This is a genomic window from Actinotalea subterranea, from assembly GCF_008364845.1.
GTDB lineage: Bacteria > Actinomycetota > Actinomycetes > Actinomycetales > Cellulomonadaceae > Actinotalea > Actinotalea subterranea.
Genome location: NZ_VTTP01000001.1, coordinates 333,757 through 358,857, shown reverse-complemented (window position 1 = coordinate 358,857; position 25,101 = coordinate 333,757). Strand labels below are relative to the sequence as shown.

The window sequence follows — 25,101 nt, the reverse complement described above, 5'->3', positions numbered from 1 at the left end:
CGTGGCGTCAGCGTCCCCGAGCCGGCGTCGCGTCGCCGCACCGGCACTGCGTCGTGAGCAGGGCTCGCGGCGGCTGAGCACGCTCCTCCCCGAGCTGCCGCACCTCGAGGTCGTCCGCGGCTCCGTGGCGACGAGCACGCTGCTCGCCGAGCCGGAGGTCGACGCCCTCGTCCTTCCCGTCGCCCCGCCCGCCGAGGGCGACGACGGCGAGGAGGGCGTCCAGCCCCGCGCGGGCACCGCGGACGCCGCCGCACGCTACGGCGTCGACCTCGCCGACCTGGCCGACCGCCTCGACCTGCACGGAGCGCCGGGCGAGGCGCACACCGTCCAGCTTCCCCGGGCGACCGCCCCGGACGCCCGGCTTCCCTGGGCGGGCCTGCCGCCCCGGCTCGTCATCGTGGGCGTCGGCAGCGGGACCCCGCGTGACCTGCGCCGGGCGGGCGCCGCGGTCGCACGTGCGACCCGCGGCCTGCGCACCGTCGTGACGACCGTCGGTGCCGACGGCGGTGCCGAGGGCACCGCCGCGCTCGTCGAGGGGTACGTCCTCGGCTCCTACCGGCACCCGAGCCGGGCGACCGGGTCCCCGGCGCCCGCCGCGGCCCGCTCGCTCGTGCTGCTCGGCCGCTACCCGGACGCAGCGGTCGTCGCGGGTCGCATCGCCGCCCAGGCCACCTGGCTCGTGCGGACCCTCGCCGCGACCCCGTCCGACACGAAGACGCCTGCCTGGTTCGCCGACCGTGCGTCCGAGCTCGCGCAGGACGCGGGACTCACCGTCGAGGTCCTCGAGCCGCAGGCCCTCGCCGACCGCGGGTTCGGCGGGATCCTCGCGGTCGGCTCCGGCTCGGCGCACGGCCCCCGGCTCGTGACCGTCAGGTACGAGCCGGACGCGGGTGCCCGCCGTCCCGCCGCGCGCGGGACCGGTCGGGCCCGGCCCGTCGGCGCGCGGCACGTCGTGCTCGTCGGCAAGGGGATCACCTACGACACGGGCGGGCTGTCCATCAAGCCCCGCGAGGCGATGGTGCCCATGAAGACCGACATGACCGGGGCGGCCGTCGCGCTCGCCACGGTCCTCGCGGCGGCGAGCGCGGGCGTTCGCCACCGCGTCACAGCCGTGCTCCCGCTCGCCGAGAACGCCTTCGGTGGCTCGTCCTACCGGCCAGGCGACGTGCTGCGGATGTACGACGGCACCACGGTCGAGATCGCGAACACCGACGCCGAGGGCCGCCTCGTGCTCGCCGACGCGCTGAGCCACGCGGTGGCCGACCTCGACCCGGACCTGCTGATCGACGTCGCCACCCTCACGGGCGCGGCGACCCTGGGCCTGGGCAAGCAGTACGCGGCCCTGTACAGCGCCGACGAGGGCCTGGCGCGCTCGCTCGAGGAGGCGGGCGCCGAGGCGGGGGAGCCGCTGTGGCGCATGCCGCTCGTGAACGAGTACCGGTCCGCGACGCGCTCGACGATCGCCGACCTGCGTCACGTGACGGACGACCCGCACATCGGCGGGGGCTCCATCACGGCCGCGCTCTTCCTCGAGCACTTCACGGGTGGCCGGCGCTGGGCGCACCTCGACATCGCAGGGCCGGCGCGCGCTGCGGCGACGGCCCACGAGGTCACCGAGGGCGCGACGGGCTTCGGGGCACGAGCGCTCCTGCGCTGGCTCACGCTGCTGCGCTGACCTTCGGTCCCGGCGCCGCGCCGAGCGGCGCCAGAGGCCCTCAGGGACCGCCGACGGGCGTCAGCGACCGCCGACGGGCGTCAGCGCCGTGCGGCGAGCAGCAGCCCGTCGCCGCTCGGGACCAGCGACGGCACCACCCGGTCGTCCTCCCGCAGGGCGCGCGTGACCTCGCGCAGGGCGGTCGTCACCGGGTCGCGTCGCGCCGGGTCGGGCGTGCGGTCGCCCGCGAGGGCGTGCGCGACGGCGAGCACCCCGCCCGGCCGGAGCAGACGCAGGCCCTGCTCGACGTGCTCTGCGAGCTCGAGCGGGTCGCCGTCGGCCAGGACCAGGTCGTAACCGCCGTCGGTGAGCCGGGGGAGCACCTCGAGCGCGCGGCCCGTGATGGTGCGCGCCCGGGTCGGGCGGATCCCCGCCTCACGGAAGGCCTCCTTGGCGGCACGCTGGTGCTCGGCCTCGGCGTCGATCGTCGTCAGGACTCCGTCGGGCGACATGCCGCGCAGCAGCCACAGGCCCGACACCCCCGCGCCGGTGCCGATCTCCACGACGGCCGACGCCCGGAGCGCGGCCGCGACGACCTGGAGCAGGGCGCCCGTCCCCGGTGAGACCGCACCGCAGCCGAGCTGGGCCGCGCGGTCCGTCGCGCGCAGGAGCACCTCGTCGGCCGTCCGGAAGTCCTCGCAGTGGGCCCAGCTGGCGGACTTGTCGGTGGAGATGGCGGCCTCCCGGGGCAGTCGTGGACGGGCGTGCGAGCGGGTCGTGCACAGGTGGCTCGATGCTATCGCCGCAGGTCCGCGCGGGCCGGGCAGGTGGCCGGGGACGCGCGCGCCAGGTTCGCCGACACGCGCCGGGAACACCGGGAACGGCTCGCGCGTTCCCACGGTTGTCCAGGACTGGGACACTGGGTGTGCCCCGCCGGGGCTGACATCAGGAGGCGCACGACTCTTGCGAACCGTACTGCGTGGGCGACGCCCCGCGACGGACGGGGACGGACCCGCGACGGGGACGGCCCCGACGAGCGTGCCCGCGGGCACCGAGGTCTACGTGCCGCCCTCCTGGGAGCAGATCGTCACCGACCACTCGGCGCGCGTCTACCGCCTCGCCTACCGGCTCACGGGCAACCAGCACGACGCCGAGGACCTCACGCAGGAGACGTTCGTCCGCGTGTTCAGGTCGCTCTCCTCGTACACGCCCGGGACCTTCGAGGGCTGGCTGCACCGCATCACGACGAACCTGTTCCTCGACCAGGTGCGCCGACGCAAGCGGATCCGCATGGAACCGCTCGGCGACGACGCCGAGCGGGTCCCGGGGACGGTCGGGGACGGCACGCCCGAGCGCGGCTTCGAGCACGCGAACCTCGACCACGACGTCCAGCGCGCCCTCGACGCGCTCTCGCCGGAGTTCCGCGCGGCGGTGGTCCTGTGCGACATCGAGGGCCTCTCCTACGAGGAGATCGCGGTCACGCTCGGCATCAAGCTCGGCACCGTCCGCTCGCGCATCCACCGGGCGCGTGCGCAGCTCCGGGAGTCCCTCGCGCACCGGGCGCCGGAGGCGGTGGCGCTCGCGCCGGCGGACCCGGCCCCCTGGGAGGCGTGAGCGTGACGCACCTCGGGTCGCAGATCAGCGCGCTGGCGGACGGTCAGCTGTCCCCGGACGCCGCGGACCGTGCGCTCGCGCACGTGGCGGGCTGCCCGGAGTGCCGCCGCGAGCTCGACGCGGCGCGCGCCGCGAGGCGAGCGCTCTCCGCCGCGTTCGAGGTGCCGATCGCACCCGACCTCACGGCACGCCTGCTCGCGCTCGGCGCCTGCCCGGCCCAGGGCCAGCAGGGCCAGCCGCCGCGGCGTGACACGCGCTTCATGGGTGACTCGGTCCCCCTGCCCGGCAGCGACGACCGGCGCCGCCTGCCGGCCGACTGCCTCACCGGCGACCTGGTCCGCCGCCGCCACGTGCCCGGCCGCTGGCTCGTCGCCGCGACCACCGGCGTCGGGGTCGCGGTCGTCGGCCTCGTGTCCCTCGGCGCGCAGCCACCGGTCGTGCCCGAGGCGCACCCGGCGCACGCGCTGACGCTGCTGGGCCGGGCGAGCACCTCCACGCACCAGTCGGCGAGCGTCGTCCCGGGCGGCTCCGCGACCGTGACCCGCACGGCGGCGCAGAACGCCGCGCTCGTGCCGGGGGCGTGGGCGGACCAGGCCACCGCGACGCCGCCCGACGAGGCGCTCGCCTGGATGGCCGAGCACGGCTGGGCGGCGCCGGACGTGCTTCCGCAGGGATACCAGGTCGTGGGCCTGTGGGAGGGCGTCGACGGGTCGCGCGCCGTCGAGGTCGACCTCGTGGGCGAGGCCGGCTTCATCGTCGTGACCGAGGAGCGCGGTCGCCTCGATCCCGCGGTGGCCCAGACCGCGGAGCAGGTCACGCTCGGCTCGCGGACCGTGCACGTGCTGTCGACGGCGCCGTGGCACGGCGTGTGGCAGTCGGGCGACAGCGTCGTCAGCGTGGTCGCCGAGGCGCCGTCGGACGCGCTCGACGAGCTCGTCGCCGCCTACCCTCAGCAGGACTACGACGACGGCCTCACGGCACGCATCTCACGCGGCTTCGAGGTCCTCGCGGGAACATGGGAGCCGTGAGCACCGAGCCGACCAACCCCTTCGCCCCTCCGTCGACGTACCGGTCGGCCGACGCGCCCGTCCCCGGCGCCGCGACGCCGGAGCCTCGGGCCCCGGAGCCGCGGTCTGCGGAGGCGTCGTCCCCGCAGTCCCGGCTGCCGGAGCCGCCCGTGGAGCGACAGGTGGCCTCGCCGCAGCCGTACCGGCCCGGCTACGTCCAGCTCGAGGAGACGACCCTCCCGGGCGACGAGACGGGCACCCGGGGGAGCGACGCCTCGTCCCCGGCGGCGGACCTGCCAGGCGTGCTGTTCCCCCAGGGCCCGACGGACAGCTGGGGTCGCCCGGTGCCCGAGCGCGCCCCTCGGCGCCCTCGGCGCGCCCTCAGCGCGGTGTGGGCCGTCCCGCTCGTGGTGCTCTCGCTCCTCGCGGGCGGCGCGGGAGGTGTCCTCGCCGAGCGCGTGCTCGACAGCCGGCCCTCGGACGCCGCGCTCCCGGAGGTCGTCGGTGCCGAGGACGTCGGCGAGCTCAGGGGCGTCGCGGCGATCGCCGGGGCCGTGCTCCCGAGCGTCGTCTCGATCGAGGTGCGGTCCGCGCAGGGCGAGGGCACCGGCTCCGGCTTCGTGCTGCGTGAGGACGGCTACATCCTGACGAACAACCACGTGGTCGCGGCCGCGGGTGACGACGCCGAGATCGTCGTGGTGTTCGCGGACGGGACCGAGGAGGCCGCCGAGGTCGTCGGACGCACGTCGGAGTACGACCTCGCGGTCATCAAGGTCGAGCGCGAGGGCCTGACGCCCCTCCTTCTGGGCGACTCGGACGGCGTCGTCGTGGGCGACCCTGTCGTCGCCGTCGGCGCACCGCTGGGGCTCCAGGGGACCGTCACGACGGGCATCGTCAGTGCGCTCAACCGACCGGTGTCGGCAGGCAGCGCGACGGACACGGCCTTCATCAACGCGATCCAGACGGACGCCGCGATCAACCCTGGGAACTCGGGCGGACCGCTCGTCAACGCGGACGGCGAGGTCATCGGGATCAACTCGGCGATCGCGCAGACGCCGGGGGCGGCGGCGGCGACCGGGAGCATCGGCCTCGGCTTCGCGATCCCGTCCAACCAGGTGCGGCGCACAGCCGAGGAGCTCATCGAGACGGGCCGGGCGACCTACCCGGTGATCGGCGTCCTCCTCGACCAGCGGTACGAGGGCGAGGGCGTCCAGGTCCTGTCCGAGGCGCAGAACGGTCAGCAGCCGGTGACGCCGGGCGGGCCTGCCGAGAAGGCGGGCATCGTGCCCGGGGACGTCATCGTCGCGATCGACGGGCGGCCGGTGACGCAGGCCGACGAGCTCATCGTGGCGATCCGGGCGAAGGCGCCGGGCGACGCGGTGACCCTCACCGTGCGCACGGGCGACGAGGACCGCGACGTGCGCGTCGTGCTCGACGAGTTCACGAGCGACTGAGCCCGCAGCCGGTGCAGCGGGCCCGCGGCCGTCGGCGGGCTGACCGGGCGAACCGCCCGCCGGGGCAGCGGGTTACGCTGACCCGGTGCTGGGGATCAACGGGGCCGAGCTGCTCGTGCTGATGCTCGTGGCCCTCGTCGTGGTGGGCCCCGAGAGGCTGCCCAGGTACGCCGAGCAGCTCGCGGGGTGGGTCCGCACCCTGCGCCGCATGATCGGCTCGGCCAAGGAGCGCGTCGCGGCCGAGCTCGGCGAGGAGGCGGCGGACGTCGACTGGGCCTCCCTCGACCCGCGCCGCTACGACCCGCGCCGGATCGTCCGGGACGCCCTCCTCGAGGACCCGGCGCCCGCGCCCGCGGTGACGTCAGCCGGCGGACGGCGGTACACGACGACGGCGGCCTCGGCTGCTGCGGGGACCGGTGCGACCGGCGGCGCCGGCGGTGCGTCCCGCGCCGTCGCCGGCGCCCCCGAGGCGGCGCCGTTCGACGACGAGGCGACCTGAGCGAGCCCATCGGGACGCGGCCGCCCAGGCGCTCCGCGACCGCCTCGTCGCCCGGTTCGGGGCACGGCGCCGAACCTGCCAGAATGCTCAGCATGTCCGACCCCGCCTCGTCCATGTCAGCGAAGACCACCGGGCCCGCGGCGCCCACCGCGCGGGGGAGGCGGATCCTCTCGGGCATGCAGCCGACGTCGGACTCGCTGCACCTCGGCAACTACCTGGGCGCGCTGACGAGCTGGGTGGCCCTCCAGGACGAGTACGACGCGCTGTACACCGTCGTGGACCTCCACGCCCTCACCGTGGCCCCGGACCCGAAGCAGCTGCGCGAGCGCACGCGCCGCACGGCCGCGCAGTACCTCGCCGCGGGCGTGGACCCGGCACGGTCCGTGCTGTTCGTCCAGAGCCACGTGCACGAGCACGCGGAGCTCGCCTGGGTGCTGTCCTGCTACACGGGCTTCGGCGAGGCCTCCCGCATGACCCAGTTCAAGGACAAGTCCGCCAAGCAGGGCGCCGAGGGCACGACCGTCGGCCTCTTCACGTACCCCGTCCTCATGGCGGCGGACATCCTGCTGTACGACGCGGCACTCGTGCCCGTGGGCGAGGACCAGCGTCAGCACCTCGAGATCACGCGTGACCTGGCGCAGCGGGTCAACTCCCGGTTCGGCCGCACGTTCGTGGTGCCCGAGGCGCACATCGTCAAGGCGACCGCGAAGATCTACGACCTCCAGGACCCGACGGCGAAGATGAGCAAGACGGCGTCGTCGCCCAACGGTCTGATCGAGCTGCTCGACGACCCGAAGGTCGTGGCGAAGCGCATCCGCTCGGCCGTCACGGACGCGGAGCGGGAGATCCGGTACGACGTCGACGCGAAGCCCGGCATCGCGAACCTCCTGACGATCTTCTCGGCCCTCAGCGGTCGTCCTGTCACCGACGTCGTGCAGGACTACGAGGGCAAGGGGTACGGCGACCTGAAGAACGACCTCGCGGACGTCGTCGTCGCGTTCCTGACGCCGTTCCAGGAGCGCGTGCACGGCTACCTCGACAACCCGGCGCTGCTCGACGACGTGCTCGCCGACGGCGCGGAGCGGGCCCGCACGATCGCGCGCGAGACGCTCGCACGGGTCTACGACACGATCGGCCTGCTCCCCGCGCGCGGGCGGCGCGGATGAACCTTCCCGAGCGCGTGGGCGACCAGGTACGGATCGGCGTCGCCCTGCAGGTTCCGGCACCGTTCGGGCCCCAGCTCCAGCGCGCTCGCGCGGGCTTCGGCGACCCGCTCGCCCAGGACATCCCGCCGCACGTGACGCTCGTCGGCCCCACGGTCGTGGAGCCCGGCCGGCTCGCCGAGGTCGGCGACCACCTCACGGCGGTCGGCAGGGCCCATGCGCCGTTCACGCTCCACCTGCGGGGGACGGGCACGTTCCGGCCGGTGTCCGCGGTCGTGTTCGTCCAGGTGGTGCAGGGCATCGCGGAGTGCGAGCGGCTCGAGCGCTCGGTGCGGCGCGGGCCGCTCGCGCAGGAGCTGCGGTTCAACTACCACCCGCACGTCACGGTCGCCCACGACGTGCCCCAGGACGCGCTCGACCGTGCGTTCGACGAGCTCGCCGACTTCGACGCACGCTTCCTCGTGGACAGCATCCACGTGTTCGAGCACGGCGACGACGGCGTCTGGCGGGTCGTCCGCGACTTCCCGCTCACGGGCACCGCACCCGTGGCCGAGCCGGCCCGCTGACCGCCGCCGCGGTGCAGGCGGCGTCCTGCTCCCGGCAGGGTGCCGTCAGAACGCGCGGGTGATCATCGCGCGCTTGACCTCCTGGATGGCCTTGGTGACCTCGATGCCGCGCGGGCACGCCTCGGTGCAGTTGAAGACCGTGCGGCACCGCCACACGCCCTCGCGGTCGTTGAGGATCTCCAGGCGCTGCGCGGCGCCCTCGTCGCGGCTGTCGAAGATGAACCGGTGCGCGTTGACGATCGCGGCGGGGCCGAAGTACTGGCCGTCGGTCCAGAACACGGGGCACGACGACGTGCACGCGGCGCACAGGATGCACTTGGTCGTGTCGTCGTAGCGCTCGCGCTGCTCGGCGGACTGGCGGCGCTCGCGCGTCGGCTCGTTCCCGTTGGTGATGAGGAACGGCATGATCTCGCGGTACGAGGCGAAGAACGGCTCCATGTCGACCACGAGGTCCTTGATCACGGGGAGACCCTTGATGGGCTCGATCGTGATCGGCTTCTTGATGTCGAGGTCCTTGAGCAGCGTCTTGCAGGCGAGCCGGTTGCGGCCGTTGATGCGCATCGCGTCGGAGCCGCAGATCCCGTGGGCGCACGAGCGCCTGAAGGTCAGGGAGCCGTCGACCTCCCACTTGACCTTGTGCATCGCGTCGAGCACCCGGTCGGTGCCGTGCGCGGTGACGGTGAACTCCTCCCAGTACGCCTCGGCCTCGGGCGTGTCGGGCAGGAACCTGCGGATGCGCAGGGTCACGTCGAAGCTCGGGATCGCCCCGACCTCGGCTGCGGGCTCGGGGGTCGCGTGCCCCGTGGTCTCCAGGACGGTGGTCATCAGTACTTGCGCTCCATCGGCTGGTAGCGGGTCACGGTCACCGGCTTGTGGTCGAGGCGGATCTCCGTCTCCCCGGGCTCGGCGGCGCTGGGGCGGCGGTAGGCCATCGTGTGCTTCATGAAGGCCGCGTCGTCGCGGTCGGGGAAGTCCTCACGGAAGTGCCCGCCGCGGGACTCCTCGCGGGCGAGGGCGCCGACGACGACGACCTCCGCGAGGTCGAGCAGGAACCCGAGCTCGAGGGCCTCGAGCAGGTCCGTGTTGAACTGCTTGCCCTTGTCCTGGACGCCGACAGACCGGTACCGCTTCTGGAGGGTGCGGATGTCGGTGAGCGCTGCGGTGAGCGACTCGGCGGTGCGGAACACCTGGGCGTTGGCGTCCATGGACTCCTGAAGGGCGCGCCGCAGGTCGGAGACGCGCTCGCCCGCGGCGGCGTCGCGCATGCGCTCGATCTCGCCGACGACGGCGGCCGCCGGCTCCTGCGGCAGGTCGACCCAGTCCGCGGTCGCGGCGTAGGCGGCGGCGGAGATGCCGGCGCGCTTGCCGAACACGTTGATGTCGAGCAGCGAGTTGGTGCCGAGGCGGTTGGAGCCGTGCACGGACACGCACGCGACCTCGCCTGCGGCGAAGAGCCCGCCGATGACGTCGGTGTTGTTGCGCAGCACCTCGGCGTCGATCGTCGTCGGGATGCCGCCCATCGCGTAGTGCGCGGTGGGGTACACGGGGACCGGCTCGGTGTAGGGCTCGATGCCCAGGTAGGTCCGCGCGAACTCGGTGATGTCCGGGAGCTTGGCGTCGATGTGGGCCGGCTCGAGGTGCGTCAGGTCGAGCAGGACGTAGTCCTTGTTGGGGCCCGCACCGCGGCCCTCGCGCACCTCGTTCGCCATGGAGCGGGCGACGATGTCACGCGGGGCGAGGTCCTTGATCGTGGGGGCGTACCGCTCCATGAAGCGTTCGCCCTCGCTGTTGCGCAGGATCGCACCCTCGCCGCGCGCGGCCTCGGAGAGCAGGATGCCCAGCCCGGCCAGGCCTGTCGGGTGGAACTGGAAGAACTCCATGTCCTCGAGCGGGATGCCGCGCCGCAGGGCGAGCGCCATGCCGTCGCCCGTGAGGGTGTGCGCGTTCGACGTGGTCTTGTAGATCTTGCCCGCGCCGCCCGTCGCGAAGACGACGGACTTGGCGCGGAACACGTGGATCTCGCCGCTCGCGAGGTCGTAGGCGACCACGCCGCTGACGCGCACGGGCTGGCCGTCGGGCACGTCACCGGTCGACAGGTCGTCCGTGAGGAGCACGTCGAGCACGTAGAACTCGTTGAAGAACTCGACGTCCTGCTTGACGCACTGCTGGTAGAGCGTCTGCAGGATCATGTGGCCGGTGCGGTCGGCCGCGTAGCAGGAGCGCCGCACGGCTGCCTCGCCGTGGTTGCGCGTGTGCCCGCCGAACCGCCGCTGGTCGATGAGGCCGTCGGGCGTGCGGTTGAAGGGCAGGCCCATCTTCTCCAGGTCGAGCACCGCGTCGATGGCCTCCTTGGCCATGACCTCGGCGGCGTCCTGGTCGACGAGGTAGTCCCCACCCTTGACGGTGTCGAAGGTGTGCCACTCCCAGTTGTCGTCCTCGACGTTGGCGAGCGCGGCGCACATGCCGCCCTGCGCGGCGCCGGTGTGGGAGCGCGTCGGGTACAGCTTGGAGATCACCGCGGTCCGGGCCCGTGTGGACGACTCCAGCGCCGCGCGCATCCCGGCGCCCCCCGCTCCGACGATGACGACGTCGTACTGGTGGGTCTGCATCAGGTCTTCAGTCCTTCGTCGGTTCGGGTGGGAGCGGCGAGGTGCCGGGGCTCAGGCGGTGCAGAACGACGGCAGCAGGTCGGCCGGGCTGCCGGGGGGGCACGGGTCGAACGTGAAGATGACGAGCGTGCCGAGCACGACGGTCACCGTGAACGCGAGGTACAGGGCGCTCTTGAGCACGACGCGCGTGCCCGTGCGCTCGGCGTAGTCGTTGATGATCGTCCGCACGCCGTTGGTCCCGTGGATCATCGCGAGCCAGAGCATGAGGAGGTCCCACACCTGCCACAACGGGGAGGCCCACTTGCCGGCGACGAACCCGAAGTCGATCGCGCTGATGCCGTCGCCGTCGATGAGGTTCATGAAGAGGTGGCCGAAGATGAGCACGAGGAGCAGGACGCCCGACGCGCGCATGAAGACCCAGCCGTACAGCTCGTAGTTGGTGCGCGTGGTCCGCCGGTTGCGGGGGCTGCGGGGCGCGGGGATCGGCGACCGGGCCTCGGTGGTCGCGGTCATCAGTGGCCTCCGAAGACGTTCATGAGGTGACGGGGCGCGAACCCGGCCATGGTCACGACGAAGAGCCCGACGACGACCCACAGCATGACGCGCTGGTAGCGGGGCCCGTTCTTCCAGAAGTCGACGAGCATCACGCGGATGCCGTTGAACGCGTGGAAGACGATCGCGGCGACGAGGCCGAGCTCGCCGAGGCCCATCACCGGGTTCTTGTAGGTGCCGATCACGGCGTTGTACGCCTCGGGGGAGACCCGGACGAGCGCCGTGTCGAGCACGTGCACGAGGAGGAAGAAGAAGATGAGGAAGCCGGTCACCCGGTGCGCGACCCAGGACCACATCCCCTCGCGTCCGCGGTAGAGCGTGCCAGCCGGTGCTTCGGGCACTGGTGATCCTCCCGGCAGGTCGAGGTGACGACGTCGTCCCCTGTGGTCGTCCGCGCCGGTGCGTCCCGGTCGCGGGCGGTTGTCACTGTACGACCCGACTGTAGCCACGGAACGACGCGTGGCACGCCGTCGACAAGGGCCTGGGGTCCCGGTACCGCCGCGTTTGTGACCAACACCACACCGGCCCGGCCTGGCAGGATCGGGGCATGTCCGCGCACACGCCCAGCCCCGCCGCCGACCGTCCCGACGCCCTCCCGTTCCGCGCGGTGGTCCCCGCGGGCGGGGCAGGGACCCGCCTGTGGCCCCTGTCCCGGGCCGGCGCACCGAAGTTCCTGCACGACCTGACCGGCACGGGACGCACCCTGCTGCAGAGCACGGTCGACCGGCTCCTGCCCCTGACCGGGCCGGGCGGCGTCGTGGTCGTGACGGGCCGGCGTCACGAGGAGGCGGTCCGCGCCCAGCTCCCCGAGCTCGGGGCGGGAGCGGTGCTCGCCGAGCCCTCGCCGCGCGACTCGATGGCGGCGATCGGCCTGGCGGCGGCCGTGCTCGCCCGGCGTGAGGGCGACGTCGTGATCGGCTCGTTCGCCGCCGACCACGTGATCGACAGCGGCCCGGGCTTCGCCGAGGCCGTGCGCGCAGGCGTCGAGGCCGCGCGGGCCGGGTACGTCGCGACGATCGGCATCGCCGCGAGCGAGCCGTCGACCGCGTTCGGCTACGTGCACATGGGCGAGCCGCTGGGCCTCGCGGACGCGCCCCAGGTCCGGCACGTCGTCGGCTTCACGGAGAAGCCTGACGCCGAGACCGCCGCCGCGTACCTCGCCACCGGCGAGTACCGCTGGAACGCGGGCATGTTCATCGTGCGCGCGCAGGTCCTCCTCGACCACCTGCACGCGCTCCTGCCCGTGCTGCACGACGGCCTCCAGGAGATCGCCGCCGCGTGGGACGGCCCGGACGGGCCGGCGGTCCTCGAGCGGGTCTGGCCCGGCCTGCAGCGCATCGCGATCGACCACGCGATCGCGGAGCCCGTCGCGGCCGCGGGCGGGGTCGCGGTCGTGCCCGGGGACTTCCGCTGGGACGACATCGGCGACTTCGCGGCCCTCACGCCGCTCCTGGCACCCGGCGAGGGCGACGGCCCCCGCGTGCTCGGCCGCGCGCAGGACGTGCTCGCCGTGGACGTGCGCGGCGGCGTGGTCGTGCCCGCGGCCGGACGGCTCGTGACGGTCCTGGGCGTCGACGACGTCGTGGTCGTGGACACGCCCGACGCGCTGCTCGTCACGACGCGCGCCCACGCGCAGCAGGTCAAGTCCGTGGTCGACGCCGTCCGGGCCGCCGGCCACGAGGGGCTGCTGTGACGGTCGCGACCGTCGACCAGATCAACGCACGGGTCGACGCCCACCTGGACGAGCTCGTCGAGCTGCGCCGTGACCTGCACGCCCTCCCCGAGGTCGCCAAGACCGAGCGGCGGACGACGGACCTGGTCGCCGCGCGCCTGCGCGCGGCAGGCCTCGACCCGCGGCTCCTGCCCGGCACGGGCCTGGTCTGCGACATCGGGCCGGGGGCGGTCACGACCGGGCGTCGGCGCATCGCCCTGCGTGCGGACCTCGACGCGCTCCCCGTCCACGACGCGTGCGGGCGTCCGTGGTCGTCGACCGTTCCCGGCGTCGCCCACGCGTGCGGCCACGACGTCCACACGGCCGTCGTGCTCGGGGCCGGGCTCGTCCTCGCGGAGATCGCGGCCGAGGGCGGGCTCGAGACGGGCGTCCGGCTGCTCTTCCAGGCGGCGGAGGAGATCCAGCCCGGCGGGGCGCTCGACGCCCTCGAGGCCGGCGCGATGGACGGTGTCGCGCAGATCTTCGCGGTGCACTGCGACCCCAAGCTCGACGTCGGCCACGTGGGCTCCCGGATCGGCCCGATCACCTCGGCGTCCGACCCGGTGACCGTGACGCTCACGTCCGCGGGCGGCCACACCTCGCGGCCGCACCTGACGGGCGACGTGGTGTTCGCGCTCGGGCAGGTCATCACGCAGGTGCCGGCCGTGCTGGGCAGACGCCTCGACCCGCGGTCCGGGGTCAACCTCACGTGGGGCCAGGTGCACGCGGGCACCGCGAACAACGCGATCCCCGCGACGGGGACGGTCCGCGGCACGCTGCGCTGCCTCGAGGCGCGTGCGTGGGAGGAGGCCGCGACGGTGCTGCGCGAGGCGGTCCAGCACGTCGTCGCGCCGTACGAGGTGGGCGTCGACATCCAGCACCACCGGGGCGTGCCGCCCGTCGAGAACGACGCGGCCGCGACGCGCCTGCTCGACGTCGCCGCTCGCGACGTGCTCGGCGCCGACGCGCTCGAGCTGACCGAGCAGTCGCTCGGCGGCGAGGACTTCGCATGGCTGCTCACGCGCGCGCCGGGTGCGATGGCGCGCCTGGGTACACGCACGCCCGGCGGCCGGACGTACGACATCCACCAGGGCGACTTCGACGTCGACGAGCGGGCGATCGGGGTCGGGGCACGGCTCCTCGCACGCGTCGCCGTGCTCGCGGGCCGACCGGCGGACCAGCGGCCCGTGTGACGGGGGCGGTCCGGTGTGGCGGGCGCAACATTCCGGTTGGGTAACAACCCGTGCGACCTACCCGCCGGTAACACAGCCGTGATCTGCGCACGGCTACTGTTCGAGTCACAGCAGCCGACCAGGTGCGAGCTCATCCCCGAGGCGACGACGCCACGCGGAGCCCTCGCGTGGTGCCTGGGCGGCCCGGCGTCGAACGAACAACAACAGGAGTGACGACGTGAAGAAGTTGACGCGAGCAGCGGTGCTGGCCACCGCGACCGCCCTGGCACTTGCCGCCTGTGCGGCTGCCCCGGAGGACGAGGAGACCACCGAGCCCGGTGCCGAGGAGACGGCGGGGGAGACCGTCGACTACACCGCGTGCATGGTGTCCGACGAGGGTGGCTTCGACGACGCCTCGTTCAACCAGTCGGGCTTCGAGGGCCTCGAGCGCGCCGAGTCCGAGCTCGGCATCCAGGTCCGCACGGCCGAGTCGTCCGACCCGGGCCAGTACGAGACCAACGTCGACTCGATGGTCCAGGAGGGCTGCAACCTCATCATCGGTGTCGGCTTCGCCCTCGAGGACGCCATCGAGATGGCCGCCCAGGCGAACCCGGACATCGACTTCGCGCTCGTCGACAGCGCGTTCAGCGACGCCGACTTCAACCCGGTGACGTACGACAACGCCAAGCCCCTGCTCTTCAACACGCAGGAGGCCGCGTTCCTCGCCGGCTACCTGGCCGCCGGCCACGCCGTCGCGACCGACGCCGAGGAGCCCAAGGTCGCCACGTACGGCGGCATGCCCTTCCCCTCGGTCACGATCTTCATGGACGGCTTCTACGACGGCGTCATGAAGTACAACGAGGACAGCGGCACCACGGTCGAGGTCCTGGGCTGGGACAAGGAGGCGCAGAACGGCTCGATGATCGGGAACTTCTCCGACACCGAGGCCGGCCGCGCCACGACCGAGACGTTCATCGCCTCGGGTGCTGACGTGATCCTGCCCGTCGCCGGTCCCGTCGGCGCCGGCTCGCTCAACGCCGCGTCGCAGACCGAGGGCGTCTCCGTGATCTGGGTCGACTCGGACGGCTACATGCAGGCGTCGAACGCGGACACCAAGCAGCTCATCCTGACCTCGATCATCAAGCAGATCGGCACGGCCGTCTTCGACACGATCGCGACCGCTGCTGACGGCGGCTTCGACGCCGCGCCGTACGTCGGTACCCTCGAGAACGGTGGCGTGGACATCGCGCCGCTCCACGACTTCGAGAGCACTGTCGACCCGGCGCTCGTCACGGCCGTCGACGACCTGCGCGAGCAGATCATCGCCGGTGACCTCGTGGTGGAGTCCGTCTCCGCCACGCCGACCGAGTAGTCGGTCCGGTCCCACGTGAACGACCCGGTGGCCCGGGGCGCCTGACGCCCCGGGCCACCGGCCTGCCATGCCCAGGACGGCCCGACGTGGGCCGTTCGTCGGCCCACCACTCGTCCGAGTGGTGGAACATCTCTACTGTCGTGACGAGAACGAAGTAAGGGGCGAGGAAGCCGTGAAGCTTGAGCTGCGGGGGATCACCAAGCGGTTCGGACCGCTGGTGGCCAACGACTCCATCGACCTGACCTTCGAGGCGGGCGAGATCCATGCCCTCCTGGGCGAGAACGGGGCCGGCAAGTCGACCCTGATGAACGTCCTCTACGGGCTCTACGACCCGGACGGCGGCGAGATCCGCATCGACGGGCGGCCCGTGAAGTTCGCGGGGCCCGGCGAGGCGATGGCCGCGGGCATCGGCATGGTCCACCAGCACTTCATGCTCGTGCCCGTGTTCACGGTGGCCGAGAACGTCGTGCTCGGCCACGAGCCGGTCCGGGGTCCGGGCAACATCATCGACCTGGCGCGTGCGCGCACGCTCGTCAAGGAGATCTCCGACCGGTTCGGGTTCGACGTCGACCCCGACGCGATGGTCGAGGACCTGCCCGTGGGCGTCCAGCAGCGCGTCGAGATCATCAAGGCGCTGTCGCGCGACGCGAAGGTGCTCATCCTCGACGAGCCCACCGCGGTGCTCACGCCCCAGGAGACGGACGAGCTCATCGGCATCATGCGGCAGCTCAAGGCCGCAGGGACGTCGATCGTCTTCATCACGCACAAGCTGCGCGAGGTCCGCGCCGTCGCGGACCGGATCACCGTCATCCGCCGCGGCAAGGTCGTCGGCACCGCCCTCCCGCAGTCCTCCGAGGGCGAGCTCGCGTCGCTCATGGTCGGGCGCTCGGTGAGCCTCGGCGTCGCCAAGGCACCCGCGCAGCCGGGCGACGCGACGTTCCAGGTCCGCAACCTCACCGTCATCGACGACCGGGGCGCGCGCGTCGTGGACGACATCTCCTTCGACGTCCGCCGGGGCGAGATCCTCGCGCTCGCGGGCGTCCAGGGCAACGGGCAGTCCGAGCTCGCCGAGACGATCCTCGGGCTCATGCACGCCCGGAGCGGCTCGATCACGCTCGATGGCGACGAGCTCCTCGGCCGCAGCGTCGACGACGTGCTCGAGGCGGGCGTGGGCTTCGTGCCCGAGGACCGCAGCACCGACGGCCTGATCTCGAGCTTCTCGATCGCCGAGAACCTCATCCTCGACCTCCACACGCGTGAGCCGTTCGCGCGGGCCGGTTCGCTGAGCCCCAAGCGCGTGGCGGCCAACGCCGACCGGCGCGTCGGCGAGTTCGACGTGCGGCTGACGTCGATCCAGGACCCGGTCAGCACCCTGTCCGGCGGCAACCAGCAGAAGGTCGTGCTGGCCCGCGAGATGTCCCGCCCGCTCCGCCTGCTCGTCGCGTCGCAGCCGACGCGCGGTCTCGACGTGGGCTCGATCGAGTTCGTGCACAAGCGCATCGTCGCCGAGCGCGACAACGGCACCCCGGTCGTGATCATCTCGACCGAGCTCGACGAGGTCCTCGCGCTCGCCGACCGCATCGCCGTGATGTACCGCGGGCGGATCATCGGGATCGTCCCCGGTGGGACCAGCCGTGACGTGCTCGGCCTGATGATGGCCGGTGCCCCCCCGCAGGACGCGCACCAGGCGGCCAGCGAGCACCACACCCTGCTCGGTGCGGCCGACCGCTCTGCCATGAACGAGGAGACCCCGTGACGACCACCGACACCCTGGTTGCGCCCTCCGCGCAGCCGCCCGCGGGCCAGACCCGTGAGCGCAACCTGCTGCAGGAGGTGCTCGACTCCTCCTGGCTCGTGATCATCCTCGCGATCGTCACGGCGCTCGTGGCGTCCTCCGTGCTCATCGCCGCGGCGAACACCGAGGTCCAGGAGTCGGCCGCGTACCTCTTCGCCCGGCCGAGCGACTTCTTCGGCGCCGCGTGGGACGCGATCTACTCGGCGTACTCCGCCCTGTTCCGCGGCGCGGTGTTCGACTACCAGGCCGAGGGGGTCCGCCAGATCCGGCCGATCACCGAGACCATGGTCGCGTCGGTCCCGCTGATCTTCACGGGGCTCGGCCTCGCGGTCGGCTTCCGCTCGGGCCTGTTCAACATCGGTGCCCAGGGCCAGGTGCTCATGGGCGCGGCTGCGGCGACGTACGTCGGCATCACGTTCGACCTGCCCGTCGTCGTGCACGTCGTCCTCGCGTGCCTCGCGGCGATGGTGGTCGGCGCGCTGTGGGCCGGCATCGCGGGCCTCCTCAAGGCCCGCACCGGCGCCAACGAGGTCATCGTGACGATCATGCTCAACTCGATCGCCCTGTACCTCGTCTCGTACCTGCTGACGACGACGCTGCTCGCCCAGGGCGGCACGCGGCCGATCTCGCCGAAGGTCGCGGACACCGCGTGGTTCCCGCGCATGCTCGGGGACAGCTTCCGGCTGCACTGGGGCTTCGTCGTCGCGCTCCTCGCGGCCGTGGGCGTCTGGTGGCTCATGGAACGGTCCGTGCTGGGCTTCCAGTTCCGTGCCGTCGGCGCCAACCAGCGCGCCGCGCGCACGGCCGGCATCCGGGTCAACCTCGTGTTCGTCGCGGTCATGCTCACGGCCGGTGCGCTCGCCGGCATGGGCGGCGCCGCGCAGATCCTCGGCACGGACAAGACCCTCCAGGCCGGGAGCGCCGGCTCGATCGGCTTCGACGCGATCACCGTCGCGCTCCTCGGCCGGTCCAAGCCCCTCGGCACGGTGCTCGCGGCGCTGCTCTTCGGCGCGCTGCGTGCGGGCTCCCCGCTCATGCAGACGTCCGCCGCCACCCCGATCGACATCGTCCTGGTCATCCAGGCGTCCATCGTCCTGCTCATCGCGGCTCCGCCGCTCGTCCGGGCACTCTCGCCGATCCACTGGATCGGCCGCCGCCTCGGCCGCTCGACCAAGGAGGCTGTCGCGTGAGCGCTCTGACCAGCACCCCGCCCGCCACGCCGCAGGTGCAGACCGCCGGCGCCGTGCAGGCCCGCATCGCGTGGCGCACGCCCGTCATCTACGGCGTCGTCTCGCTCATCTCGCTCGTGGTCTTCGCCCTGATGACGCCCGGCGACGACACCACCCGGTTCATGGTGTCGAGCCGCGGGGACTTCACCGAGATCGCGCCGTTCGCGGTGCCGTCGCAGCTCACGGCCCTCCTGCTGTCCGTCGTCGCCGTGGCGCTGGCCGCCTGGGCGACGTGGATGACCGCGCAGCGGGTCAAGGTCCCGGCGTGGCTGCCGATGGTGTTCGGCGGCGTCGTGCTCCTCGCGTTCCTCGTGTGGGTCATGGCCGGCAACAGCAACGCGATGCCCGTGACGGTGCTGCTCACGAGCGCACTCGTCCTCGCCGTGCCGCTCGTCTTCGGCGCGATGGCCGGCCTGCTGTGCGAGCGCTCGGGCATCATCAACATCGCCATCGAGGGGCAGCTCCTCGGCGGGGCGTTCCTCGCCGTCGTCGTGGGCAGCCAGACCGGCAACCCGTACCTCGGGCTCGTCGCCGCGCCCCTCGCGGGTGCGCTCGTCGGCTGGGTGCTCGTGACGTTCGCGGTCAAGTACCGGATCGACCAGATCATCGTGGGCGTCGTGCTCAACGTCCTGGTCATCGGCATCACGAACTACCTGTTCTCGACGGTGCTCACCCAGAACCCGCAGGCGCTCAACAACCCGCCGCGGCTCCCGACGCTGCCCATCCCGGTGCTGTCGTCGATCCCCGTCATCGGGCCGGTGCTCTTCAACCACTCGATCGTCATCTACCTCATGTACGTGGCGGTCGCGGTGCTCCAGGTCATGGTCTTCCGCAGCCGGTGGGGCCTGCGCATGCGTTCCGTCGGCGAGCACCCCAAGGCGGCGGACACGGTCGGCATCAACGTCAACCGGACGCGCGTGCGCAACACGGTCCTCGGCGGTGCCGTCGCGGGCCTCGGTGGCGCGGCGCTCGTCGCCGCCGGTCTCGCGTTCACGAAGGAGCTCACGTCGGGCAAGGGCTACATCGCGCTCGCCGCGATGATCCTGGGCCGGTGGAGCCCCAAGGGCGCGCTCGCCGCGTCGCTCCTGTTCGGCTTCGCGGACGCCCTGCGCCAGGTCCTCAACAACCTCGGCTCCCCGGTCCCGAGCCAGTTCCTGGCGATGCTGCCCTACCTCGCGACGATCTTCGCCGTCGCCGGTCTCGTCGGGCGCGTCCGTGCCCCCGCGGCCGAGGGCATCCCCTACGTCAAGTGAGGACGACATGACCGCAGCACCCACCCCGGACGAGATCGACTGGGACGCCCTGCGGGCCGCCGCCCGTGAGGTCATGACGACGGCGTACGCCCCGTACTCGAAGTTCCCCGTCGGGGCGGCCGCCCTCGTCGACGACGGCCGCATCGTCGTCGGCTGCAACGTCGAGAACGCCTCGTACGGGGTGGGCCTGTGCGCCGAGTGCACGCTCGTCGGCGCCCTGCACACCTCGGGCGGCGGCCGCCTCGTCGCGTTCGCGTGCGTCGACGGCCACGGGAACGCCCTCATGCCGTGCGGGCGGTGCCGTCAGCTCCTGTGGGAGGCCGGCGGCGCGCGCCTGCTGGTCGACACCGTGAGCGGCATCAAGCCGATGACCGAGGTGCTGCCCGACGCCTTCGGTCCCGACGACCTGATCGAACGAGCCTGAAGGGCATCCCATGAGCACCAGCACCACCGAGCACGAGCGCTTCGACGCCGTCGACGTCATCCGCGCGAAGCGTGACCGCGAGCGGCTGAGCGACGGGCAGATCGACTGGGTCATCGACGCGTACACGCGCGGCGTCGTCGCGGACGAGCAGATGTCCGCGCTGGCCATGGCGATCCTGCTCAACGGCATGGACCGCGCCGAGATCGCGCGGTGGACGGCGGCGATGATCGCCTCGGGCGAGCGCATGGACTTCTCGGGGCTCTCGCGCCCGACGGCGGACAAGCACTCGACGGGCGGCGTGGGCGACAAGATCACCCTGCCGCTCGCCCCGCTCGTCGCGGCGTGCGGCGTCGCGGTCCCGCAGCTCTCGGGCCGCGGGCTGGGCCACACGGGCGGGACGCTCGACAAGCTCGAGGCGATCCCCGGCTGGCGCGCGGCGCTGACCAACGAGGAGATGATGCGCCAGCTCGAGGAGGTCGGCGCCGTCATCTGCCAGGCCGGCTCGGGTCTCGCGCCGGCCGACCGCAAGCTGTACGCCCTCCGGGACGTGACGGGCACTGTCGAGGCCATCCCGCTCATCGCGAGCTCGATCATGAGCAAGAAGATCGCCGAGGGCACCGGTGCGCTGGTGCTGGACGTCAAGGTCGGCAGCGGCGCGTTCATGAAGGACGTCGACCGGGCCGCGGAGCTCGCGCGCACCATGGTCGCCCTCGGCACCGACGCCGGCGTCCGCACGGTCGCGCTCCTGACGGACATGTCGACGCCGCTGGGCCTGACGGCCGGCAACGCCCTCGAGGTCAGGGAGTCCGTCGAGGTGCTCGCGGGCGGGGGCCCGTCCGACGTCGTCGAGCTCACGGTCGCGCTGGCGCGCGAGATGCTCGCCGCCGCGGGCCGCACCGACGTGGACCCGGCCGACGCCCTCGCCGACGGACGCGCGATGGACGTGTGGCGCCGGATGATCTCCGCCCAGGGTGGTGACCCGGACGCGACGCTGCCCGTGGCACGCGAGACCGAGCAGGTGCTCGCGCCCGCGGACGGCGTGCTCGTCGAGCTCGACGCCCTCGCCGTCGGCGTCGCGGCGTGGCGGCTCGGGGCCGGTCGCGCGCGCAAGGAGGACGTCGTCCAGGCTGGCGCCGGCGTCGAGCTGCACGCGAAGCCGGGCGCCCTGGTGCGTGCGGGTGAGCCGCTCATGACGCTGCACACGGACACGCCCGAGCGGTTCGAGCGGGCCCGTGAGGCGCTCGCGTCGGCCGTCACGATCGCCCCCGAGGGCTCGCGTCCCACGGAGCGTCCGATCGTCATCGAGCGCATCACGGCGGGCTGAGACCCTCCGGGCGTCCGAGCCGGCGGCCGTGCGCCACCGGCTCGGACGGTCCGGGCGGTGCACGGCGGGGCACGGCGTGGCAGTGCGGCTCCGGGTTCGCGACGAGGAGGCTCGGATGGGCGTCCAGCTGACGACGCTGCTGCACCGCGCGGGCCTCTGGCCCGGGAGCGTGGCGCCGTGGCCGGGCGGTGGTCTCGCGCCGTGGACGAGGCCCGACGGCGCGGGCGACGTGCGTGACGGCGTGGCGCGGGCCCGCCGGGCGCGCCTCGACGGCCGGGACCGCGCGCGGTACGACGCCCTGGTCGTCGATGCGGGGCACGCGGGGGCACCCGTGCGTGACGTCCTCGTGCGCACGCTCGCCGCGCACGGCACCGTCGCAGCCGTCGAGGAGATCGCCGGCCTGTGCGCGGACCGCCCGACCCTGGCCGCCGGCCTCCATGACCCGGTGAGCGCCCTGGGCCGTGCGGCGCGGCAGGTCGACGGGACGACGTGCGGGTCCGCCGTGCTGGCCGTCGTCGCCGCTCTCGGCGACCCGGCGCTCGCCGCATGGCTCCTGACGGGTGCGACGCTCGCGGCAGCAGCACCGCCCGAGCTCTCGGCTGCGTCGGGCACGGCGCTCGAGCGCCTGGCCGGGGCGTCGGTCGAGCGTCGCTCCGAGGCGGTCCAGAGGGTGCTCAAGGCGCGGACGACACGGCAGGCGCTCGTCGGCCTGCCATGGCCCCCGGCCCTCGGTACGCCGCCGTGGGCGGCGGCGCGCGCGGCCCGCTTCCCCGGCGCGGCCTTCGCCGGCGTCGTGCTCGACGACACGGACCGCGGCCACCTCGACGGTGTGCTCGACCAGGTCGGGCTCGCGCTGGACCACGGCGTCCCCGTCCCGCTGTACAGCGGCGGCGACAGCGACGGGGGATGGGCGGCGGCCGTCCCGCGTCACGTGGTCCTCGCGGTCGGGCGCTCCTGGCACGGAGGCACGGAGACGCGGCGCGAGACCGACCGCTTCACGCTCTGGGAGCCGAGCGCGGGCTCGACCCACGAGGTCGCGCGGGAGGTGCTCGTCGCAGGTTCGGACCCCGTCCCGGCCCTCGGCCGCTGGTCGCACCTCACCTGGGCCCTGCTCCCGCACCCGCCGGCCGCCTGACCCGCTGGCCCCCTGACCCGCCGCCCCCTGACCCTCCGGGCCCCCGGCCACCTCACCCGCCGGCCCGCCCCGCCCGCCACCCCACGCCCCCACCCGGTCGCCGAGATCGCACATGTGCACCCAGATCGCACTCGCGCATGTAAGACCTCGGTGCAGATGTGCGATCTCGAGGCCCGGAGGCCCGGAGGCCCGGAGGCCCGGAGGCCCGGGACGTGCGGAGGTCGGGGGGCGCGGTGGCCCGGTGGCCCGGTGGCGCGGTGGCGCGGTGGCCCGGAGGCGCGGAGGCCCGGGGGCCCGCCGGCGGAGGGCGGGGGCTGGGGATCGCGTCCCTCGGGGTGCGGTGGCGGTGGGGTGGGGGGAGGGCGACGATGGGGGTGACGGACCCGGTGCGCCCGCCCTCGTGGCGGGCCCGAGCGAGAGGTGGCTGCGATGAGCACGATCCCTGGTGACAGCTCCTGGGCCGATGCGGGTCTGGTGCCGCCCGAGAACGCCGAGGTCCCGTCGTCCGAGAGGGCGACGGTCCCCGTCGACCCCGAGCACCAGCCCGCTGCGCCGCGCCCGGACCTGCGCGACGAGGCCGACGAGCCGGACGTCGTCGAGCAGGCGCTCGACGTGCCCGAGGACGAGGTGGACGAGTACCCGGGGCAGTGAGCGGGACGGCCGAGGTCCCGGTCCGGCACCGCTAGCGTGGTCCCCATGACCGCTAGCACCGCCGTGCCCTCGCACGTGACGCCCGAGGCGATCGCCGCCCTGCCGAAGGTCGTCCTGCACGACCACCTGGACGGGGGCCTGCGCCCCGCGACGCTCATCGAGCTCGCCGGCCGGGCGGCGCACCCCCTGCCCGCCGACGAGCCCGAGGCGCTCGGCCGCTGGTTCGTCACGGCCGCCTCGTCGGGCTCGCTCGAGCAGTACCTCAGCACGTTCGAGCACACGCTCGCCGTCCTGCAGACCGCCGACGACCTGCGCCGTGTGGCCCGCGAGTCCGTCATCGACCTCGCGGCCGACGGCGTCGTGTACGCCGAGCAGCGGTACGCACCGGAGCTGCACGTGCGTGGCGGGCTGACCCCCCAGCAGGTGGTCGACGCCGTCCAGGAGGGCATCGCCGAGGGCGTCACGGAGGCCGCTCTCGCCGGTCGGACGATCCGCGTGGGCCAGGTGCTCGCGGCGATGCGCGACAGGCACCACAGCGAGGACGTCGCCGAGCTGGCCCTCGCGAACCGGCACCGCGGCGTCGTCGGCTTCGACCTGGCGGGGCCCGAGGCCGGGTTCCCGGCGGGCAAGCACAAGCGGGCGCTGCGCACGCTGCGGCGCGCGAGCTTCCCGGTGACGATCCACGCGGGCGAGGCCGACGGCGTCGACTCCATCGCGGACGCGCTGCACACGGGCGGTGCGCTCCGGCTCGGGCACGGCCTGCGCGTCGTCGACGACATCCGGTTCGGCGAGCCGACGGCCGAGGACCCCTACGGGCTCGACGAGGCCGTCCTCGGGGACCTCGCCCACTGGGTCCGTGACCAGCAGGTCCCGCTCGAGCTGTGCCCCACGTCGAACCTCCAGACCGGTGCGGCGCGGTCCGTCGCGCAGCACCCGGCCACGGCGCTCGCGCGCCTCGGGTTCGCCGTGACGATCAACACCGACAACCGGCTCGTGTCCGGCACCTCGATGACGCGTGAGCTCCAGCTGCTCGTCGACGAGGCGGGCTGGACCCTCGACGACCTGCGGGACGCGGCCCTGACCGCTGCCTGGAACGGCTTCATCCATCACGACGAGCGGCAGGCGCTCGTCGACGACACGATCCTGCCCGGCTACACCGTGCAGGCGAACGGACGGCACCGCGCATGAGTGACCACACCACCCCCCTCGACCCGAGCACGATCGACCGCACCACGGTCGCCCGCATCGTCGACCACACCCTGCTCAAGCCGGAGACGACGCCGGCGGACGTCGAGGCGCTCGTCGCGGAGGCGCAGCGCCTCGGCGTCTACTCCATCTGCGTCTCGCCGTCGATGCTGCCCGTCGACGCGGGAGACGTCCTCGTGGCGACGGTGTGCGGCTTCCCGTCGGGCAAGCACCACAGCGAGGTCAAGGCCGCCGAGGCGGCGCGCTCGGTCGCCGACGGCGCGCACGAGGTCGACATGGTGATCGACCTGGGTGCGGCCAAGGCGGGCGACTTCTCCGCCGTCGAGCGTGACATCGCCGCGGTGCGTGCCGCCGCCCCCGCGCCCACGGTGCTCAAGGTGATCATCGAGTCGGCCGCGCTGACCGACGAGGAGATCGTCGGCGCGTGCCGGGCCGCCGAGGCCGCCGGTGCGGACTTCGTCAAGACGTCGACGGGCTTCCACCCGGCCGGTGGCGCGAGCGCGCACGCGGTGGAGCTCATGGCCGCGACGGTGGGTGGGCGGCTCGGCGTCAAGGCCTCCGGGGGCATCCGGACCGCTGCTGCCGCCCGCGAGATGATCGCCGCCGGCGCCACACGCCTCGGCCTGTCGGGGACAGCTGCCGTCCTCGACGGGCTCGACGGCTCTGACGCGGGCACGGCGGCGGACGGGCCCGCGGGCTCCGGCTACTGAC

24 protein-coding genes are annotated in these 25,101 nt (G+C 73.6%); 19 read left to right on the top strand and 5 right to left on the bottom strand.

Annotated features, from left to right (window positions below; genetic code table 11):
• Position 1: 1 nt before the first annotated feature.
• Complete coding sequence (locus FZ988_RS01675) at positions 2 to 1,675, top strand: leucyl aminopeptidase family protein (protein WP_342781111.1); 1,674 nt, start codon at positions 2 to 4, stop codon at positions 1,673 to 1,675.
• An 80-nt stretch (positions 1,676 to 1,755) separates the two neighbouring features.
• On the opposite strand, the gene FZ988_RS01670 is transcribed toward FZ988_RS01675, so the two are convergent.
• Positions 1,756 to 2,388 (bottom strand): O-methyltransferase, encoded by a 633-nt coding sequence (locus tag FZ988_RS01670; protein ID WP_281287145.1) that lies wholly within the window; start codon positions 2,386 to 2,388, stop codon positions 1,756 to 1,758.
• Positions 2,389 to 2,692: 304 nt separating this feature from the next.
• Between FZ988_RS01670 and sigE the strand changes: the two genes are divergently transcribed.
• The 6 genes from sigE (at position 2,693) to FZ988_RS01640 (ending at position 7,957) form a co-directional block, all read left to right on the top strand.
• Positions 2,693 to 3,268, top strand: coding sequence for an RNA polymerase sigma factor SigE (gene sigE, locus FZ988_RS01665; RefSeq protein ID WP_246169157.1), 576 nt, complete (start codon positions 2,693 to 2,695; stop codon positions 3,266 to 3,268).
• On the top strand, positions 3,265 to 4,296 hold the full coding sequence (locus FZ988_RS01660; RefSeq protein ID WP_246169079.1) for a zf-HC2 domain-containing protein: 1,032 nt from the start codon (positions 3,265 to 3,267) through the stop codon (positions 4,294 to 4,296). Before sigE ends, FZ988_RS01660 begins: the two co-directional genes overlap by 4 nt.
• The gene (locus FZ988_RS01655) at positions 4,284 to 5,729 is read left to right on the top strand and encodes a S1C family serine protease (RefSeq protein ID WP_149202254.1); all 1,446 of its coding nucleotides are present in this window, start codon (positions 4,284 to 4,286) and stop codon (positions 5,727 to 5,729) included. Before FZ988_RS01660 ends, FZ988_RS01655 begins: the two co-directional genes overlap by 13 nt.
• Positions 5,730 to 5,814: 85 nt before the next feature.
• Complete coding sequence (locus FZ988_RS01650; protein WP_149202253.1) at positions 5,815 to 6,228, top strand: twin-arginine translocase TatA/TatE family subunit; 414 nt, start codon at positions 5,815 to 5,817, stop codon at positions 6,226 to 6,228.
• A 113-nt stretch (positions 6,229 to 6,341) separates the two neighbouring features.
• On the top strand, positions 6,342 to 7,394 hold the full coding sequence (trpS, locus tag FZ988_RS01645; protein WP_246169156.1) for a tryptophan--tRNA ligase: 1,053 nt from the start codon (positions 6,342 to 6,344) through the stop codon (positions 7,392 to 7,394).
• Complete coding sequence (locus FZ988_RS01640; protein ID WP_149202251.1) at positions 7,391 to 7,957, top strand: 2'-5' RNA ligase family protein; 567 nt, start codon at positions 7,391 to 7,393, stop codon at positions 7,955 to 7,957. Before trpS ends, FZ988_RS01640 begins: the two co-directional genes overlap by 4 nt.
• 45 nt (positions 7,958 to 8,002) lie before the next feature.
• On the opposite strand, the gene FZ988_RS01635 is transcribed toward FZ988_RS01640, so the two are convergent.
• Genes FZ988_RS01635 through sdhC form a run of 4 tightly spaced genes read right to left on the bottom strand, consistent with a single transcriptional unit; the run spans position 8,003 to position 11,414 of the window.
• Positions 8,003 to 8,782: a succinate dehydrogenase iron-sulfur subunit gene (locus tag FZ988_RS01635; RefSeq protein ID WP_149202250.1), complete on the bottom strand. Its 780-nt coding sequence runs from the start codon at positions 8,780 to 8,782 to the stop codon at positions 8,003 to 8,005.
• Positions 8,782 to 10,566 carry a succinate dehydrogenase flavoprotein subunit gene (gene sdhA / locus FZ988_RS01630; RefSeq protein ID WP_149202249.1) on the bottom strand — a complete coding sequence of 595 codons (1,785 nt, stop codon included), beginning with the start codon at positions 10,564 to 10,566 and terminating at the stop codon, positions 8,782 to 8,784. Before sdhA ends, FZ988_RS01635 begins: the two co-directional genes overlap by 1 nt.
• A 51-nt stretch (positions 10,567 to 10,617) precedes the next feature.
• Positions 10,618 to 11,079, bottom strand: a complete 462-nt coding sequence (locus FZ988_RS01625) for a succinate dehydrogenase hydrophobic membrane anchor subunit (RefSeq protein ID WP_149202248.1) — start codon at positions 11,077 to 11,079, stop codon at positions 10,618 to 10,620.
• Positions 11,079 to 11,414, bottom strand: a complete 336-nt coding sequence (gene sdhC / locus FZ988_RS01620; RefSeq protein ID WP_246169155.1) for a succinate dehydrogenase, cytochrome b556 subunit — start codon at positions 11,412 to 11,414, stop codon at positions 11,079 to 11,081. The genes FZ988_RS01625 and sdhC overlap by 1 nt, the downstream gene beginning before the upstream one ends.
• A gap of 251 nt (positions 11,415 to 11,665) precedes the next feature.
• Here sdhC and FZ988_RS01615 point away from each other — a divergent pair, with 251 nt between their 5' ends.
• The 12 genes from FZ988_RS01615 to deoC all read left to right on the top strand — a co-directional run bounded on the left by FZ988_RS01615 (position 11,666) and on the right by deoC (position 25,100).
• Positions 11,666 to 12,811: a mannose-1-phosphate guanylyltransferase gene (locus FZ988_RS01615; RefSeq protein WP_149202246.1), complete on the top strand. Its 1,146-nt coding sequence runs from the start codon at positions 11,666 to 11,668 to the stop codon at positions 12,809 to 12,811.
• On the top strand, positions 12,808 to 14,022 hold the full coding sequence (locus FZ988_RS01610; protein WP_149202245.1) for an amidohydrolase: 1,215 nt from the start codon (positions 12,808 to 12,810) through the stop codon (positions 14,020 to 14,022). The genes FZ988_RS01615 and FZ988_RS01610 overlap by 4 nt, the downstream gene beginning before the upstream one ends.
• A 217-nt stretch (positions 14,023 to 14,239) precedes the next feature.
• Positions 14,240 to 15,373, top strand: coding sequence for a BMP family lipoprotein (locus FZ988_RS01605; RefSeq protein WP_149202244.1), 1,134 nt, complete (start codon positions 14,240 to 14,242; stop codon positions 15,371 to 15,373).
• 172 nt (positions 15,374 to 15,545) lie between these two features.
• Entirely contained in the window at positions 15,546 to 17,129 is a 1,584-nt protein-coding gene (locus FZ988_RS01600; protein ID WP_149202243.1) for an ABC transporter ATP-binding protein, read from the top strand.
• Positions 17,126 to 18,358 carry an ABC transporter permease gene (locus FZ988_RS01595; protein ID WP_149202242.1) on the top strand — a complete coding sequence of 411 codons (1,233 nt, stop codon included), beginning with the start codon at positions 17,126 to 17,128 and terminating at the stop codon, positions 18,356 to 18,358. The genes FZ988_RS01600 and FZ988_RS01595 overlap by 4 nt, the downstream gene beginning before the upstream one ends.
• Positions 18,355 to 19,650, top strand: a complete 1,296-nt coding sequence (locus tag FZ988_RS01590) for an ABC transporter permease (RefSeq protein ID WP_425457927.1) — start codon at positions 18,355 to 18,357, stop codon at positions 19,648 to 19,650. The genes FZ988_RS01595 and FZ988_RS01590 overlap by 4 nt, the downstream gene beginning before the upstream one ends.
• A 7-nt stretch (positions 19,651 to 19,657) precedes the next feature.
• On the top strand, positions 19,658 to 20,074 hold the full coding sequence (locus FZ988_RS01585) for a cytidine deaminase (protein ID WP_149202241.1): 417 nt from the start codon (positions 19,658 to 19,660) through the stop codon (positions 20,072 to 20,074).
• 10 nt (positions 20,075 to 20,084) lie between these two features.
• Positions 20,085 to 21,398, top strand: coding sequence for a thymidine phosphorylase (locus FZ988_RS01580; protein ID WP_149202240.1), 1,314 nt, complete (start codon positions 20,085 to 20,087; stop codon positions 21,396 to 21,398).
• A gap of 115 nt (positions 21,399 to 21,513) precedes the next feature.
• Complete coding sequence (locus FZ988_RS01575) at positions 21,514 to 22,533, top strand: hypothetical protein (RefSeq protein WP_149202239.1); 1,020 nt, start codon at positions 21,514 to 21,516, stop codon at positions 22,531 to 22,533.
• Between the two features lie 429 nt (positions 22,534 to 22,962).
• Positions 22,963 to 23,184, top strand: coding sequence for a hypothetical protein (locus FZ988_RS01565; RefSeq protein ID WP_149202238.1), 222 nt, complete (start codon positions 22,963 to 22,965; stop codon positions 23,182 to 23,184).
• Positions 23,185 to 23,229: 45 nt separating this feature from the next.
• A complete protein-coding gene (locus FZ988_RS01560) occupies positions 23,230 to 24,372 on the top strand; it encodes an adenosine deaminase (protein ID WP_149202237.1) in 1,143 nt (380 codons plus the stop codon).
• Positions 24,369 to 25,100, top strand: a complete 732-nt coding sequence (gene deoC, locus FZ988_RS01555; protein WP_149202236.1) for a deoxyribose-phosphate aldolase — start codon at positions 24,369 to 24,371, stop codon at positions 25,098 to 25,100. Before FZ988_RS01560 ends, deoC begins: the two co-directional genes overlap by 4 nt.
• Position 25,101: the final 1 nt, after the last annotated feature.

Coding starts and splice junctions, on each gene's coding strand:
- FZ988_RS01655 (WP_149202254.1), top strand. CDS start 4,284: ATGGGAGCCGTGAGCACCGAGCCGACCAACCCCTTCGCCCCTCCGTCG.
- trpS (WP_246169156.1), top strand. CDS start 6,342: ATGTCAGCGAAGACCACCGGGCCCGCGGCGCCCACCGCGCGGGGGAGG.
- FZ988_RS01640 (WP_149202251.1), top strand. CDS start 7,391: ATGAACCTTCCCGAGCGCGTGGGCGACCAGGTACGGATCGGCGTCGCC.
- FZ988_RS01635 (WP_149202250.1), bottom strand. CDS start 8,782: ATGACCACCGTCCTGGAGACCACGGGGCACGCGACCCCCGAGCCCGCA.
- sdhA (WP_149202249.1), bottom strand. CDS start 10,566: ATGCAGACCCACCAGTACGACGTCGTCATCGTCGGAGCGGGGGGCGCC.
- FZ988_RS01625 (WP_149202248.1), bottom strand. CDS start 11,079: ATGACCGCGACCACCGAGGCCCGGTCGCCGATCCCCGCGCCCCGCAGC.
- sdhC (WP_246169155.1), bottom strand. CDS start 11,414: ATGTGGTCCTGGGTCGCGCACCGGGTGACCGGCTTCCTCATCTTCTTC.
- FZ988_RS01615 (WP_149202246.1), top strand. CDS start 11,666: ATGTCCGCGCACACGCCCAGCCCCGCCGCCGACCGTCCCGACGCCCTC.
- FZ988_RS01585 (WP_149202241.1), top strand. CDS start 19,658: ATGACCGCAGCACCCACCCCGGACGAGATCGACTGGGACGCCCTGCGG.
- FZ988_RS01580 (WP_149202240.1), top strand. CDS start 20,085: ATGAGCACCAGCACCACCGAGCACGAGCGCTTCGACGCCGTCGACGTC.
- FZ988_RS01575 (WP_149202239.1), top strand. CDS start 21,514: ATGGGCGTCCAGCTGACGACGCTGCTGCACCGCGCGGGCCTCTGGCCC.
- FZ988_RS01565 (WP_149202238.1), top strand. CDS start 22,963: ATGAGCACGATCCCTGGTGACAGCTCCTGGGCCGATGCGGGTCTGGTG.
- FZ988_RS01560 (WP_149202237.1), top strand. CDS start 23,230: ATGACCGCTAGCACCGCCGTGCCCTCGCACGTGACGCCCGAGGCGATC.
- deoC (WP_149202236.1), top strand. CDS start 24,369: ATGAGTGACCACACCACCCCCCTCGACCCGAGCACGATCGACCGCACC.